Origin of the sequence: Clostridium perfringens ATCC 13124 (assembly GCF_000013285.1) — a bacterium.
In the GTDB taxonomy this organism is placed as follows: Bacteria; Bacillota; Clostridia; order Clostridiales; family Clostridiaceae; genus Sarcina; species Sarcina perfringens.
Genome location: NC_008261.1, coordinates 187,135 through 202,920 on the forward strand (window position 1 = coordinate 187,135; position 15,786 = coordinate 202,920).

The window sequence follows — 15,786 nt, forward strand, 5'->3', positions numbered from 1 at the left end:
AAATAGAGCTTTTTATAAATATTATGCATAATACTTAATGTTAAAAATATTTTAACTAAGGATGATTTAGTAAAATAATTTAGTAAAATTATAGTTTTTTTACTAAATATTCAAATTTTGTACATTAACATTTCTACAAAAAATGATATTATAATGTCAGAAAACGTTTCCTAAGGAAACTTTATACTTAAAATATGAAATATGAGGGGGATTTTTAAGATGAGTGAGAGAAAAAGGTCGCTTAGTTCAGGGGCTTTAATGCTTATGACATTTACGGCGGTATTTTCATTCGGAAACATAATTGATAGTAGTGTAAATATTGGACTAGCTACAATACCATCATACATATTTGGTACAGTATTTTACTTTTTACCATTTGCTTTGATGATTGGTGAGTTTGCTTCAGCTAGTTCAGATTCTGAATCAGGTATAAATAGTTGGATAAAGAAATCTTTAGGAGCAAGATGGGCTTTCTTAGGATCATGGTCTTATTTCTTTGTTAACTTGTTCTTCTTTACTTCATTATTACCTAAAATATTAATTTATGCATCTTATACCTTTGTTGGTAGAAACGTATTTGATGGAAAAACAGTATTAATTTCTGTTATATCAATAGTATTATTCTGGGCAGTAACTATAATTTCTACTAAGGGTGTATCTTGGATTTCAAAAATAACAAGTATATCTGGTGTAGCTAGAATAATTTTAGGTTTAGGATTCATAGTATTATCTTTCGGAGTTATTTTATTCTTAGGAAAAGCTCCAGCTCAAGAATTCACAGCAGAAACTATTATGCCTAAGTTTAACTGGTCATATTTCATGGTTTTAGCTTGGATTTTACAAGCAGTAGGTGGTGCTGAAAGTATAGGTGTATATATTAAAGACGTAAAGGGTGGAAATAAAACATTCATAAGAACAATGGTAATTTCAACTGCTATAGTTGGTGGTCTATATGCACTTGGAGCTGTTTCAGTAGGTTTAGTTGTACCTTCAGAAGTATTACAAGGTAATTTCTCAAATGGTTTATTTGATGCCTTTGCAATATTAGGTGCAAACTATGGAGTAGGTAACATAATAACTAACATAGTTGGATTCATAATGATGCTTGCTTCTTTAGGTTCATTAGTTTTATGGACTGCAGCACCTGTTAAAGTATTATTCTCTGAAATTCCTGAAGGAATCTTTGGTAAATGGATTGCTAAAACAGATAAAAAAGGAACTCCTGTAAATGCTTTATATGTACAAGCTGTAATAGTAACAGTATTACTATTAGTACCAGCTTTAGGAATAGGTTCAGTTGATAGCTTACTTGAAATGTTAATAAACATGACTGCTTCAACTTCATTAATTCCAGTATTATTCTTCTTAGTTGGATACATTGTATTAAGAGCTAAGAAAGACCATATGGAAAGATCATTTAAAGTTGGATCTAAAAACTTTGGAATAGCAATTGGAGTACTATTACTTGCTTTATTCGTATTCGTATTTGTAATATCTTCAATTCCAGCTCCACAAGACTTTGCAGCTTACTTTAATGGAACATTAGCAGAAGGAGCAACAAATCCTGTATTTATACTTTTATACAATGTATTAGGATTAGTATTCTTCTTAGGTTTTGCTGAAATATGCTGGAGAAAATATGAAAAGAAAGTTGGAAAAGCTGTAGCTAATGAATGGGATCAAGAAGAGGTTTCAGAAATAGCTTAATTAAAGTAATGACAAAATTATAAAAGATATCAATTAAGGAATAAGCTATAAAAATATAGCTTATTCCTATAACTATAAATTTATTTAGAAATACACAATTTGCTTTATAGATTAATAAGAGAAAAAAATGATTAACTTGGTAAGATGGAGGGATTATTTTGAAAAATTATGGACCAATAAGTTCTAAAGTAACAAAAATGCTTCATGGAGCAGATTACAACCCAGAGCAATGGATTGATATGCCTAACATATGGGGAGAAGATGTTAGATTAATGAAGCTTTCTCATACAAATGTTGTAGCTGTAGGCATATTCTCATGGACAATGTTAGAGCCAGAGGAAGGTAAGTTTAACTTTGAATGGTTAGATGAAATCATGGATTTAATGCACAAGAATGGAAACTATGTAATACTTGCTACACCAAGTGGAGCTAAGCCAATATGGATGGCTCATAAGTATCCAGAAACTTTAAGAGTTGCTCAAAACAGAGTAAGAAACTTATATGGAGAGCGTCATAACCATTGCTATACATCTCCTATATATAGAGAGAAAATTGCTATAATAGACAGATTATTAGCTGAAAGATATAAAGATCACCCAGCTTTAATTTTATGGCATATTTCAAATGAGTTTGAAGGTCAATGTTACTGTCCTTTATGTGAAGAAGCTTTTAGAGATTTCTTAAGAGAGAAATATGATAATGATATAAATAAATTAAATAAAGCTTGGTGGACTAAGTTCTGGAGCCATACATATGCTTCCTTTGATGAAATAGAAGCGCCAGCTCCTCATGGAGAACCAGCTCTTCATGGATTAAACTTAGACTGGATGAGATTTGTTACTCACCAAACTTTAGATTATTACAAGCATGAAAGAAGCATATTAAAGGAAATCACACCAGATATTCCTGTAACTACTAACTTCCATGACTATATTTCATTATTTAGAGGAATAGATTACTGGAAGTTTGCTCCTTACTTAGATGTTGTATCATGGGATAACTATCCTTACTGGCATGGTGAAAGAACAGATGACCACGAAGGAAGTAGAATTGGATTTGTTCATGACTTAAATAGAGCAATTTTAAATGGTAAGCCATTTATGATGATGGAAAGTTCTCCAAGTTCAACAAACTGGCAACCAGTTGCAAAACTTAGACGTCCAGGAATGCATGTTTTATCTTCTCTTCAAGCTGTAGCACATGGTTCAGATACAGTTCAATACTTCCAATGGAGAAAGAGTAGAGGATCATCAGAAAAGTTCCATGGAGCTGTTGTTGATCACTGTGGACATGAAAATACAAGAGTATTTAGAGATGTAACTAAGGTTGGAGAAATTCTATCAAAACTTGATGATGTAATAGGAACTTCTGTAGAACCACAAGTAGCTGTTATTTACGATTGGGAAAACTACTGGGCAATAAATGATGCTCAAGGTCCTAGAATAGAGCAAAAGGATTACTTTGAAACTTGTCAAAAGCACTACAAAGCTTTCTGGGATATGTCAATTCCAACAGATGTTATAAACATGGATTGCGATTTCTCAAAATATAAGGTTGTTGTAGCACCAATGCTTTATATGGTAAGACCAGGTGTTGGAGAAAGATTAGAGGAATTCGTTAAAAATGGAGGAACTTTAGTAACAACTTACTGGAGTGGTATTGTTGATGAAAATGACCTTTGCTTCTTAGGAGGATTCCCTGGCCCATTAAAGAAAGTTACAGGAATCTGGGCAGAAGAATTAGATGCACTTTATGATGAAGATGTAAACTATGTTTCTGTTGAAGAAGGCAATAGCTTAGGAATGAAAGGTGAATATGAGGCTAGAATATTCTGTGACTTAATTCACTCAGAAGGAGCTGAAGTTCTTGCAACATACAAAACAGACTTCTACAAAGGAATGCCAGCTTTAACTTGCAACAACTTTGGAGAAGGACAAGCTTACTATATAGCATTTAGAAATAATGATGAGTTCTTATCAGATTTCTACTCAAGCTTAGCTAAGAAGTTAACTTTAAAGAGAGCTATAGAAATTGACTTACCAAAGGGAATTAATGCTCAAGTTCGTATGGATGAAAAGAACGAGTTTGTATTCTTTATGAACTTCTCATCAGAGGAAAAAACAATAGACATTAAAGATCTTGATTTAACAGATATGGTAACTGGTGAAAAGGTAGCTAAGGAAATGGAAATAGAGCCTTATGGAGTTAGAATAGTTAGAAGAAAATAAAATAGATATTAATATATAAATAAGATTTGTATTTAGTTTAATAGATTAATAAGAAAAAAGTAATGCTGAATACTTTTAGTCAAAATTGAATTTTTTATATTAGACAGGTAAGTGAAAACTTACCTGTTTTTATTTTTATCAATAGTTTTTTTAAGAATAGATTAAACTAAAAAAATATAACTTTTATTATTTATTAAGATAAGAATTTATAGAAAAAGTAAGAAGAATTTGAAATATTTATATTAAATTTAAGGGAGAATTTATCATGAAAAGGGTTTAATATTAAAATTTTTTAAAAATATTATTCATCAAATATACATCATATATTCAATAAAAATTAATTATTGGTATCAATTGTAATATATGGATTTTACAAAATTTGCTTGATTAACCGGTTTATTAAATAATATTTTTTCTGAATAAAAATAAAAAGTTATATACAATAATTCCCATTTTATGGTTTGTAATCGTTTTGTTGAGGGTGTATAATATAGGTGTGGGACGGACAAGGACCTACAAAGTTATAAAAGTTAAAAGGAGGAAGGGTATATTATGAGAGATGACAGAGCATTAAATGTTACTTCTGAAATAGGAAGATTAAAAACAGTTCTATTACATAGACCTGGAGAAGAAATTGAAAACTTAACACCAGATCTATTAGATAGACTACTATTTGATGACATTCCATACTTAAAAGTTGCAAGAGAAGAACATGACGCTTTTGCACAAACTTTAAGAGAAGCAGGAGTAGAAGTGCTTTATTTAGAAGTTCTTGCTGCTGAGGCAATAGAAACTAGTGATGAGGTTAAACAACAATTTATAAGTGAATTTATTGATGAGGCTGGAGTTGAAAGCGAAAGATTAAAAGAAGCATTAATAGAATACTTCAACTCATTTAGTGATAATAAAGCAATGGTTGATAAGATGATGGCTGGGGTAAGAAAGGAAGAGCTTAAAGATTACCACAGAGAATCATTATATGACCAAGTAAATAATGTATATCCATTTGTATGTGATCCAATGCCAAATCTTTATTTTACAAGAGATCCATTTGCAACAATTGGACATGGTATTACATTAAACCACATGAGAACAGATACAAGAAATAGAGAAACAATATTTGCTAAATACATATTTAGACATCATCCAAGATTTGAAGGAAAGGATATTCCATTCTGGTTTAATAGAAATGATAAAACTTCTCTTGAAGGTGGAGATGAATTAATACTTTCAAAAGAAATTTTAGCAGTTGGTATATCACAAAGAACTGATTCAGCATCAGTTGAAAAATTAGCGAAAAAGTTACTTTACTATCCAGATACAAGTTTTAAAACTGTATTAGCATTTAAAATACCAGTATCAAGAGCATTTATGCATTTAGATACAGTATTTACTCAAGTAGATTATGATAAATTTACAGTTCACCCTGGTATAGTAGGACCTTTAGAAGTTTATGCATTAACTAAAGATCCAGAAAATGATGGACAACTACTTGTAACAGAAGAAGTTGATACTTTAGAAAATATATTAAAGAAATATCTAGATAGAGATATTAAATTAATAAAATGTGGTGGCGGAGATGAAATAATAGCTGCTAGAGAACAATGGAATGATGGTTCAAATACACTTGCTATTGCTCCTGGAGAAGTTGTAGTTTACTCAAGAAACTATGTAACTAATGAAATATTAGAAAAAGAAGGAATCAAATTACACGTTATACCTTCATCTGAATTATCAAGAGGTAGAGGGGGCCCTAGATGTATGTCAATGCCTCTAATAAGAGAAGATTTATAAAATAACATTTAACTAGTAATTTACTATTAGAAATTTAAAAAAAAGTTAATATTCTCATACCTACAAAATAATGTATGTAAGAATATTTAATATTAGGAGGAATTAAAAATGGCAGTTAACTTAAAAGGAAGAAGCTTTTTAACATTAAAAGACTTTACACCAGCAGAAATAAGATATTTATTAGATCTTTCTCATGATTTAAAGGCTAAAAAGAGAGCTGGAATATTAGGAGATAGCTTAAAAGGTAAAAATGTAGTTTTACTATTTGAAAAAACTTCAACTAGAACAAGATGTGCTTTTGAATGTGGAGCTGCTGAAGAAGGTGCTCATGTAACATTCTTAACTAACTCACAAATGGGTAAAAAAGAATCAATAGAAGACACTGCTAAGGTTCTTGGAAGAATGTATGATGGTATTGAATTTAGAGGATTCAAACAATCAACTGTTGAAGAATTAGCTAAACATGCAGGTGTTCCAGTATGGAATGGATTAACTGACGCTGACCATCCAACTCAAATATTAGCAGACTTCTTAACAATAGAAGAACATGCACATAAACCATTAAGTGAAATCAAATTAGTATTTACTGGTGATACAAGAAACAATATGAGTTATGCATTAATGTATGGTGCAGCTAAAATGGGAATGCACTTTGTAGCTCTTGGACCAGATAGCTTAAAACCAGATGAAGATATTCTTAAAGAAATGCAAGAATACTCAAAAGAAACTGGTGCAACTATAGAATTTAGTTCAAATGTTGATGAAGCAGTTAAGGGTGCAGATGTTATCTACACTGATATCTGGGTATCAATGGGTGAAGATGAAAGCTTATATCCAGAAAGAGTTAAATTATTAACTCCATACAAAGTTACTAGAGAAATGATGAATAAAACAGGAAATAAGAATACTTTATTCATGCACTGCCTACCATCATTCCATGATGAAGATACAGAAGTATGTAAAGATATGATGGATAGATTAGGTCTTGATATAAGAGAAGTTGAAGATGAAGTATTTAGAAGTAAAAATTCAGTTGTATTTGATGAAGCTGAAAACAGAATGCATACAATCAAAGCAGTAATGGTAGCAACTGCTGGAAGATAATAAATTTTCTTAAGGGGCCGTATTTATAATATCATCTAAGGAATAATTAGCATTTAAATTATTTAATTTTAATAACTGAATTTTCCTTTCATTGTATTATAAATGCTGCCCTGTTTTTAATAATATGAAAGTGGGTGAAGTTATATGGCAGAGCAACATAATGAACCAAAAAAATTAGGATTTGCTCAATTAGCAGCCTTAATAGTTGGTTCTATGATTGGTGGCGGAGCTTTTAACCTTCCATCAGATATGGCAAGGGGAGCTGGTACTGGAGCAGTTATAATAGGATGGATTATAACAGGTATTGGTATGATAGCTTTAGCATTTGTTTATCAATCTTTAGCTAACAGAAAGCCTGAATTAACAGGTGGTGTTTATAGCTATGCGAAAGCAGGGTTTGGAGAATACATAGGATTTAATTCAGCTTGGGGATATTGGTTAAGTGCATGGATAGGAAATGTATCTTATTCAGTACTTCTATTTGGAGCAGTAGGTTACTTCCTACCTATGTTTGGTGCAGGAAATAACGTAGCATCTATTATTGGTGCATCAGTATTACTTTGGGCATTTACATTACTAATATTAAATGGGGTAAGTGGAGCAGCACTTATAAATCTTATAACTACTATAGCTAAGTTGGTTCCAATATTCTTATTTATAGTTATCTCATTATTTATGTTTAATTTTGATAAATTTACTTTCCAATTTTGGGGTACAAGTGATTTAGGCGGAATTGTAACACAGGTAAAGAGTACTATGCTAGTAACATTATGGTGCTTCATAGGAATTGAGGGAGCTGTAGTTGTTTCAGGAAGAGCTAAGAAACAAAGCGACGTAGGTAAGGCAACAGTACTTGGTCTTATAGGAACATTAATAATATATATGTTAATAACATTAATGGCACTTGGAGTTATGGACAGAGTTAAACTTTCAGGTCTTGAAAACCCATCAATGGCATATGTTCTTGAATTTGCAGTTGGTAAATGGGGAGCAGTTCTTATAAATTTAGGATTGATAATTTCATTATTTGGATCACTTCTTGGATGGGCATTACTTGCAGCAGAAATTCCTTATGTAGCAGCTAAGGATGGGGTATTACCTAAAGTCTTTGCTAAATTAAATAAAAAGGGAACACCAAGTGGTTCATTAATAATAACTAATTTATTAGTACAAGCATTTTTAATATTAACTTTAGTAGCAAGCAGTACTTATCAAGCTTTATACTCTGTAGCTAGTACAGCTATATTGGTACCTTATCTTTTAAGTGCTATGTATGGATTTAAGTTAGCACTAACAGGTGAAACTTACGATAAAAATCCTACAGGAAGAACTCGAGATAAAATTTTTGGTGGAATAGCAACCGTTTACGCTATATGGCTATGCTATGCAGCAGGACTTAAATATTTATTATTATGTTTCATATTATATGCAGTAGGAATTATATTCTTCTACATTGGTAAGAAACAGAATAATAAAGATGCAGAAGTATTTGTAGGAAAAGAAAAAATACTAGCAATAATTGTTTTAGTTATAGCAATTATAGCAATAGTAATGTTATTTAACGGAACAATAACTATTTAGATTAAAAATAAAATGGAAACTTAGAGAGTAAAGTTAGAAAGATGAAGGAGGAAAAGACTTATGAAAATTGTTTTAGCATTAGGCGGAAACGCATTACAAAAGGATTCAAAGGATAAAAGTGCAGAAGGTCAATTAGAAACATGTAGACAAACAGCTATATCTGTAGCTGATTTAATAGAAGATGGACATGAGGTATCAATAGTTCATGGAAATGGTCCTCAAGTTGGACAAATATTAGCAAGTATTGAATTAGCTCATCAAGTTGATAATGGAAATCCATTATTCCCATTTGATGTAGTGGGTGCTTTTTCAGAAGGTTATATCGGTTATCACCTTCAAAACACAATTAGAGAGGAACTATTAAAAAGAGGAATTGAAAAATCAGTAGATACAATTACAACTCAAGTAATCGTTGACAAAAATGATCCTGGTTTTAAAAATCCAACTAAACCAATAGGTTCTTTCTATACAAAAGAGGAAGCAGAAAAGTTAGAAAAAGATAAAGGATATACTATGAAAGAAGATGCTGGTAGAGGATACAGAAGAGTTGTAGCTTCACCAAAGCCAGTAGATATAGTAGAAAAAGAAGCTATAAAAACTATGGTAGATAGTGGCTTTATTGTAATCGCTTGCGGAGGCGGTGGAATCCCTGTAGTAGAAGATGGGGATAGATTAGAAGGAGTTCCAGCAGTTATAGATAAGGACTTTGCTGCTGAAAAATTAGCTGAAATATTAGATGCAGATGCATTATTAATCTTAACAGCAGTTGATAGAGTTTGTGTAAACTTCAACAAGCCAGATCAAAAGGCTTTAAAAGAAATCAATTTAGAAGAAGTAGATAAATATATAGAAGAAGGTCAATTTGCACCAGGAAGTATGCTTCCAAAGGTTGAAGCTTGTAAGAAGTTTGTACTAAGCGGAGACAAAAAGGTAGCTATAATTGCATCTTTAACTAATGCTAAAGCTGCTTTAAGAGGAGAATCAGGAACAAAAATAGTTAAATAAAATTGCCCATATATATTAATTTCATTGTTTATATAGCATACATACAGGGTTAAAGGGAGCAAAGGAGATATTATGAGTAATTTAGAGAAATCTTTAAGGCATGAAGTAATATTAGATATAATAGAGAGCAAATGTATCTGTAAACAAGAAGAATTAATAATTGAGTTAAAAGAATGCGGAATAAATGTAACTCAAGCCACTTTGTCAAGAGATCTTCATGAGATGAATATAATTAGAAAAAGTTTTGAAAATCATGAGCATAGATATATAGTTACAAAGGAAGACAAGTTTATAAAAAAGTTTAAAAATATATTTAAGAGTTCTGTAAGAAGCATATCTATGCAAGAATATTTCATATCAGTTAATACTTTAGATGGTATGGCTAGTTTGATTGGAGAGTTTATAGACAGGCTTGGTGATGGAAGAATAGCTGGAACAGTAGCTAAAAAAAATCATATTCTAGTTTTATGTAGAAGTGTTAATGCTACTCAGCAAATATTCAAGGAACTAGACTCCCTAAGAGTTTAATTAAAGCAATTAACTCTACAAAGAGTTAAGAATAAATATTAATAGCTTAAATGTTGCATTGTATAATTAATCATTATACAAAAAATCCATAGACTAAAATATTTTATATTTTTTACACTTTAACAGTAGTAAGGAATACAAAGATATTTTAGTTTATAAAAGGTCTTAAACAATTACCTAAAAAATACTTTTTTAATATTACGGTGAAGAATGTAATTTACTGAGTTGCCAATAAAGTACATTGAATCACCGTAATATTTTTTTGTATGATTAACTGGAATAATAATACATTTAATTTTAGTTATTAATGTATTAAAAAAATAACTATAAAAATAAAAAATAATAGGATTATTTAGAAATGACATATAAAAAATTACAAATTTTATGTTATAATTAAAAAAGTTACTAAATTAATAACAAATGGTGAATGATTTTTAAATGTGTAAGGTTATTTTAAATTATGTATATAAGAAAACTTCAGCTTAAATAAGCAAAGTTTTATTTATATAAATATTATTTAAGATAGAGGAGGCATTTAAACATGAAGAAAAACTTAAAAAGGGGAGAGCTAACGAAACTAAAGTTAGTTGAAAGATGGTCAGCTACCTTTACTTTAGCAGCATTTATTTTATTTAATAGCTCGTTTAAAGTATTTGCAGCTGATAAAAAAATAGAGAATAGTAATAATGGACAGATTACTAGAGAGATTAATGCTGATCAGATTTCTAAAACAGAATTAAATAATGAGGTAGCTACAGACAATAATAGACCATTAGGCCCTAGTATTGCTCCATCAAGAGCAAGAAACAACAAGATCTATACATTCGATGAACTTAACAGAATGAATTATAGTGATCTAGTTGAATTAATAAAAACAATAAGTTATGAAAACGTACCAGACTTATTTAATTTTAATGATGGTTCATATACTTTCTTTAGTAATAGAGATCGTGTACAAGCTATAATATATGGTCTAGAGGATAGTGGAAGAACTTATACAGCAGATGATGATAAGGGAATTCCAACTTTAGTTGAGTTTTTAAGAGCTGGATATTATTTAGGATTTTACAATAAACAATTATCATACCTAAATACACCACAGTTAAAAAATGAGTGTTTACCAGCTATGAAAGCGATTCAATATAATAGTAATTTTAGATTAGGAACAAAGGCGCAAGATGGAGTTGTTGAGGCTTTAGGAAGACTTATAGGTAATGCTTCAGCAGATCCAGAAGTTATTAATAATTGCATATATGTCTTAAGTGATTTTAAAGATAATATAGATAAGTATGGTTCGAACTATAGCAAGGGAAATGCAGTATTCAACCTTATGAAAGGTATTGATTATTACACTAATTCAGTAATATACAATACTAAGGGATATGATGCTAAAAACACTGAGTTTTATAATAGAATAGATCCATATATGGAAAGATTAGAAAGTTTATGTACAATAGGTGATAAGTTAAATAATGATAATGCTTGGTTTGTAAATAATGCCTTATATTACACAGGTAGAATGGGTAAGTTTAGAGAAGACCCATCAATATCTCAAAGAGCTTTAGAAAGAGCTATGAAGGAGTATCCTTATTTATCATATCAATATATTGAAGCTGCCAATGATTTAGATTTAAATTTTGGTGGCAAAAATTCATCAGGAAATGATATAGATTTCAATAAGATAAAAGCAGATGCAAGGGAAAAATATCTTCCAAAAACATATACTTTTGATGATGGCAAATTTGTAGTAAAAGCTGGTGATAAAGTAACAGAAGAAAAGATAAAAAGATTATACTGGGCTTCAAAGGAAGTTAAGGCTCAATTTATGAGAGTAGTTCAAAATGATAAGGCTTTAGAAGAGGGAAATCCAGATGATATTTTAACTGTTGTTATTTATAACTCACCAGAAGAGTATAAGTTAAATCGTATAATAAATGGATTTAGTACTGATAATGGTGGTATATATATTGAAAACATAGGAACTTTCTTTACTTATGAAAGAACACCAGAGGAAAGTATATATACATTAGAAGAATTATTCCGTCATGAATTTACTCACTATCTTCAAGGTAGATATGTAGTTCCTGGAATGTGGGGACAAGGAGAATTCTATCAAGAGGGAGTTTTAACTTGGTATGAAGAAGGAACAGCAGAGTTCTTTGCAGGTTCAACTAGAACTGATGGAATAAAACCAAGAAAATCAGTTACACAAGGATTAGCTTACGATAGAAATAATAGGATGTCTTTATATGATGTATTACATGCTAAATATGGCTCATGGGATTTCTATAATTATGGATTTGCTTTATCAAACTACATGTACAACAATAACATTGGAATGTTTAATAAGATGACAAATTACATAAAGAATAATGATGTATCTGGTTATAAAGATTATATTGCATCAATGAGTAGTGATTACGGATTAAATGATAAATATCAAGACTATATAGATTCTTTATTAAATAATATTGACAACTTAGATGTTCCTTTAGTTTCAGATGAATATGTAAATGGACATGAAGCTAAGGATATAAATGAAATAACTAATGATATAAAAGAAGTTTCAAATATAAAAGATCTTTCTAGTAATGTTGAAAAGTCTCAATTCTTTACTACTTACGATATGAGAGGAACATATGTAGGGGAAAGAAGCCAAGGGGAAGAAAATGACTGGAAAGATATGAATTCTAAGTTAAATGATATATTAAAAGAATTATCTAAAAAGAGCTGGAATGGGTATAAAACTGTTACTGCATACTTTGTAAACCATAAAGTAGATGAAAATGGTAACTATGTTTATGATGTTGTATTCCATGGAATGAATACAGATACAAATACTGATGTTCATGTAAATAAAGAGCCTAAGGCTGTTATAAAATCTGATTCTTCAGTAATAGTTGAAGAAGAAATAAACTTTGATGGAACAGAGTCAAAAGATGAAGATGGTGAAATTAAAGCTTATGAATGGGACTTTGGAGATGGAGAAAAATCTAATGAGGCTAAAGCTGCTCATAAATATAATAAAACTGGAGAATATGAAGTAAAATTAACAGTTACAGATAATAACGGTGGAATAAATACTGAAAGTAAAAAGATAAAAGTAGTAGAAGATAAACCTGTTGAAGTTATAAATGAAAGCGAGCCTAACAATGATTTTGAAAAGGCTAACCAAATAGCTAAATCTAATATGTTAGTTAAGGGTACTTTATCAGAAGAGGATTATTCAGATAAATATTATTTTGATGTAGCTAAAAAAGGCAATGTTAAAATCACTCTTAATAATTTAAATTCAGTAGGAATAACTTGGACACTTTATAAAGAGGGAGACCTAAACAATTATGTTTTATATGCAACTGGAAATGATGGAACAGAATTAAAGGGTGAAAAGACTTTAGAGCCTGGAAGATACTACTTAAGTGTATATACTTATGATAATCAATCAGGAGCTTACACAGTAAATGTAAAAGGAAAACTTAAAAATGAAGTTAAAGAAACAGAAAAGGATGCTATAAAAGAAGTTGAAAATAACAATGATTTTGATAAAGCTATGAAGGTAGATAGTAATAGCAAAATAGTTGGAACATTAAGCAATGATGATCTTAAGGATATTTATAGCATAGATATACAAAATCCAAGTGACTTAAACATAGTAGTTGAAAACTTAGATAATATAAAAATGAACTGGTTATTATATTCAGCTGATGATTTAAGTAACTATGTGGATTACGCTAACGCAGATGGAAATAAATTAAGTAACACTTGTAAGTTAAATCCAGGTAAATATTACTTATGTGTTTATCAATTTGAAAACTCAGGTACTGGAAATTACACAATAAACTTACAAAACAAATAAAACAATGGTTAAAATAGTATAAATAGAGGCTGTATCAAAGCTCAAATATCGAATTTATAAAAAATACTTTTATAATTTCTATGTTTTAAGAGGGATGATACAGCCTTAAATTTTCTTTAAAATAAGTTTTATGTATTTTTATGAAGACTAATTAGTAGCTTCTTCTAAAACAGATGTACAATGAGGACATCTAGTAGCTTTTATGTCTATTTTAGTATAGCAATAAGGACAATCTTTTTCTGTAGCTTCAACTTTAACTTCTTCTTTTTTCTTAGTGAAGTTTTTAAGCTTGTTTATTTGTTTTATAACTATAAATATAGAAAATGCTATTATTAAGAAGTTAATTAAGTTATTTAAAAATAGTCCGTAATTTATAGTAGCAGCACCAGCAGCTTGAGCTTCTTGTAATGAGTTAAATTGTTGTCCACTTAAGTTTATGTATAAGTTAGAGAAGTCAACTTTTCCAACTAAGCTACCAACTACAGGCATTATAATATCATTTACTAATGAAGTTACTATTTTTCCGAAAGCACCACCTATAACAACACCAATAGCTAAGTCTATTACATTTCCTTTCATGGCAAACTCTTTAAATTCTTTCCACATCTTATTTCCTCCTTTTAAATTTTAATATAAGTTTATAAGAACTAATTTAATACAAATTATTTATTAATATTCCATATCTAAAAATAAAAATTTTTATTAAAATAATAAACAAATTGTAACAGATATTGGTATAGAAAGTCAATTTTTAATAATTTATATTAACTTAGTTTAAAAGAGTGATTATAGAAAGTATTAAATATAGATTTTATATTGTGTAGTAATAAAAAATCTATGCATAAGAGATTTTATTTTAAGAGAGTTAATGAATTTTTAAAAATAAATTCAAAAAGGTATTGATTTTTAATATGAATTATATTAAAATTTAATAAAAATTGCTAGTTTTCAGATAGAAATACTAGGATATAAATGCATTGAAAAAGTAAAGTAGCATTTTGGAAAATCACAGAGAGGAAAATGATGGTGAGAGTTTTCTATTTAGAAGAAATGTGAAGTGCACTTTGGAGCAGAAATCCGAAATTTTTAGTAGGGTTCTCCGGGATCACCCGTTATAGTGATTAGGCATGTTAGTGCTAAATTTTGAGTGCAGGTATATCTTTTATATCTGAATTAGAGTGGAACCGCGAGTTACCTCGTCTCTATAGATTTTTATAGAGACGAGGTTTTTTTATTTTAAATTTGCTTTATATAGTTGTTTTAATGCCAATGTATCCTATTACATTATTTGAAAATTAATCAATTTAAAAAATATAGTTTATTTAAATTTTAATTAGGGGGCTAATAAAATGAATTCAGTAAAATATTTTAATTCCATAGCTAAAGAATGGAATAAAATGAGAGTAGACTATTTTAAGGATGAATTAAGAGAAATGGCAATAAAGTCTGTGGATATTAGTAATAAAGTTATTGCTGATTTAGGAGCAGGTACAGGTTTTATAAGTCTTGGTATTGCAAAGAAAGCTAATATAGTTTTTTCTTTGGATTCATCTAAGAACATGCTAAAAGAATTATATAGTTCTGCCAAGGAAAATGAGATAAATAATATTTATCCCATAAAAGGAGAACTTGAGAATCTTCCACTCTTTGATGATTCCATAGATTTAATTTTTATGAATATGGCATTACACCATGTAGCTAATCCTGATAAAGCTATTAAGGAAATGAATAGAGTATTGAAGTCTAATGGCAAAGTGGTCATAACTGATGTGTTAGAACACAAGGGAGAGTGGGCTAGAGAGGAAATGTTTGATACTTGGCTAGGTTTTAACTATGATCAATTAATAAATTGGTTTGAAAAAGCGGGATTTAAGAATATAAGTATAAAAAATACGGGATTAGTTGCCCGTGGAGAATCATCCTTTGGGGAAGTGATAGAACCAGGTATTTTTATGGCAATAGCTAAAAAATAGTAGCATGTGA

10 protein-coding genes and 1 other annotated feature are annotated in these 15,786 nt (G+C 29.8%); of the genes, 9 read left to right on the forward strand and 1 reads right to left on the reverse strand.

The features are described 5' to 3' along the window. The first annotated feature begins 219 nt into the window (after window positions 1-219). The 8 genes from CPF_RS00810 to colA all read left to right on the forward strand — a co-directional run bounded on the left by CPF_RS00810 (window position 220) and on the right by colA (window position 13,803). On the forward strand, window positions 220-1,707 hold the full coding sequence (locus tag CPF_RS00810) for an amino acid permease (protein ID WP_011590090.1): 1,488 nt from the start codon (window positions 220-222) through the stop codon (window positions 1,705-1,707). A gap of 158 nt (window positions 1,708-1,865) precedes the next feature. Next, window positions 1,866-3,935 carry a beta-galactosidase gene (locus CPF_RS00815; protein WP_011590091.1) on the forward strand — a complete coding sequence of 690 codons (2,070 nt, stop codon included), beginning with the start codon at window positions 1,866-1,868 and terminating at the stop codon, window positions 3,933-3,935. Between the two features lie 552 nt (window positions 3,936-4,487). After that, entirely contained in the window at window positions 4,488-5,729 is a 1,242-nt protein-coding gene (gene arcA, locus CPF_RS00820; protein WP_003462829.1) for an arginine deiminase, read from the forward strand. Window positions 5,730-5,837: 108 nt separating this feature from the next. Then, window positions 5,838-6,833, forward strand: a complete 996-nt coding sequence (argF, locus tag CPF_RS00825; protein WP_003462779.1) for an ornithine carbamoyltransferase — start codon at window positions 5,838-5,840, stop codon at window positions 6,831-6,833. 144 nt (window positions 6,834-6,977) lie between these two features. After that, the gene (gene arcD, locus CPF_RS00830) at window positions 6,978-8,414 is read left to right on the forward strand and encodes an arginine-ornithine antiporter (protein WP_011009652.1); all 1,437 of its coding nucleotides are present in this window, start codon (window positions 6,978-6,980) and stop codon (window positions 8,412-8,414) included. 60 nt (window positions 8,415-8,474) lie between these two features. Beyond that, the gene (gene arcC, locus CPF_RS00835) at window positions 8,475-9,419 is read left to right on the forward strand and encodes a carbamate kinase (RefSeq protein ID WP_003462795.1); all 945 of its coding nucleotides are present in this window, start codon (window positions 8,475-8,477) and stop codon (window positions 9,417-9,419) included. A gap of 72 nt (window positions 9,420-9,491) precedes the next feature. After that, a complete protein-coding gene (locus CPF_RS00840) occupies window positions 9,492-9,947 on the forward strand; it encodes an arginine repressor (RefSeq protein ID WP_003457490.1) in 456 nt (151 codons plus the stop codon). A 541-nt stretch (window positions 9,948-10,488) separates the two neighbouring features. After that, window positions 10,489-13,803, forward strand: a complete 3,315-nt coding sequence (colA, locus tag CPF_RS00845) for a collagenase ColA (protein ID WP_011590092.1) — start codon at window positions 10,489-10,491, stop codon at window positions 13,801-13,803. A 147-nt stretch (window positions 13,804-13,950) separates the two neighbouring features. Here colA and mscL read toward each other — a convergent pair whose 3' ends face one another. Beyond that, on the reverse strand, window positions 13,951-14,409 hold the full coding sequence (gene mscL / locus CPF_RS00850; RefSeq protein WP_003471963.1) for a large conductance mechanosensitive channel protein MscL: 459 nt from the start codon (window positions 14,407-14,409) through the stop codon (window positions 13,951-13,953). 362 nt (window positions 14,410-14,771) lie between these two features. Further along, window positions 14,772-15,010, forward strand: a binding site (T-box leader). 142 nt (window positions 15,011-15,152) lie between these two features. Here mscL and CPF_RS00855 point away from each other — a divergent pair. After that, entirely contained in the window at window positions 15,153-15,776 is a 624-nt protein-coding gene (locus CPF_RS00855; protein ID WP_011590093.1) for a class I SAM-dependent methyltransferase, read from the forward strand. Window positions 15,777-15,786: the final 10 nt, after the last annotated feature.

Coding starts and splice junctions, on each gene's coding strand:
- arcD (WP_011009652.1), top strand. CDS start 6,978: ATGGCAGAGCAACATAATGAACCAAAAAAATTAGGATTTGCTCAATTA.
- CPF_RS00810 (WP_011590090.1), top strand. CDS start 220: ATGAGTGAGAGAAAAAGGTCGCTTAGTTCAGGGGCTTTAATGCTTATG.
- CPF_RS00855 (WP_011590093.1), top strand. CDS start 15,153: ATGAATTCAGTAAAATATTTTAATTCCATAGCTAAAGAATGGAATAAA.
- argF (WP_003462779.1), top strand. CDS start 5,838: ATGGCAGTTAACTTAAAAGGAAGAAGCTTTTTAACATTAAAAGACTTT.
- mscL (WP_003471963.1), bottom strand. CDS start 14,409: ATGTGGAAAGAATTTAAAGAGTTTGCCATGAAAGGAAATGTAATAGAC.
- arcC (WP_003462795.1), top strand. CDS start 8,475: ATGAAAATTGTTTTAGCATTAGGCGGAAACGCATTACAAAAGGATTCA.
- CPF_RS00840 (WP_003457490.1), top strand. CDS start 9,492: ATGAGTAATTTAGAGAAATCTTTAAGGCATGAAGTAATATTAGATATA.
- arcA (WP_003462829.1), top strand. CDS start 4,488: ATGAGAGATGACAGAGCATTAAATGTTACTTCTGAAATAGGAAGATTA.
- colA (WP_011590092.1), top strand. CDS start 10,489: ATGAAGAAAAACTTAAAAAGGGGAGAGCTAACGAAACTAAAGTTAGTT.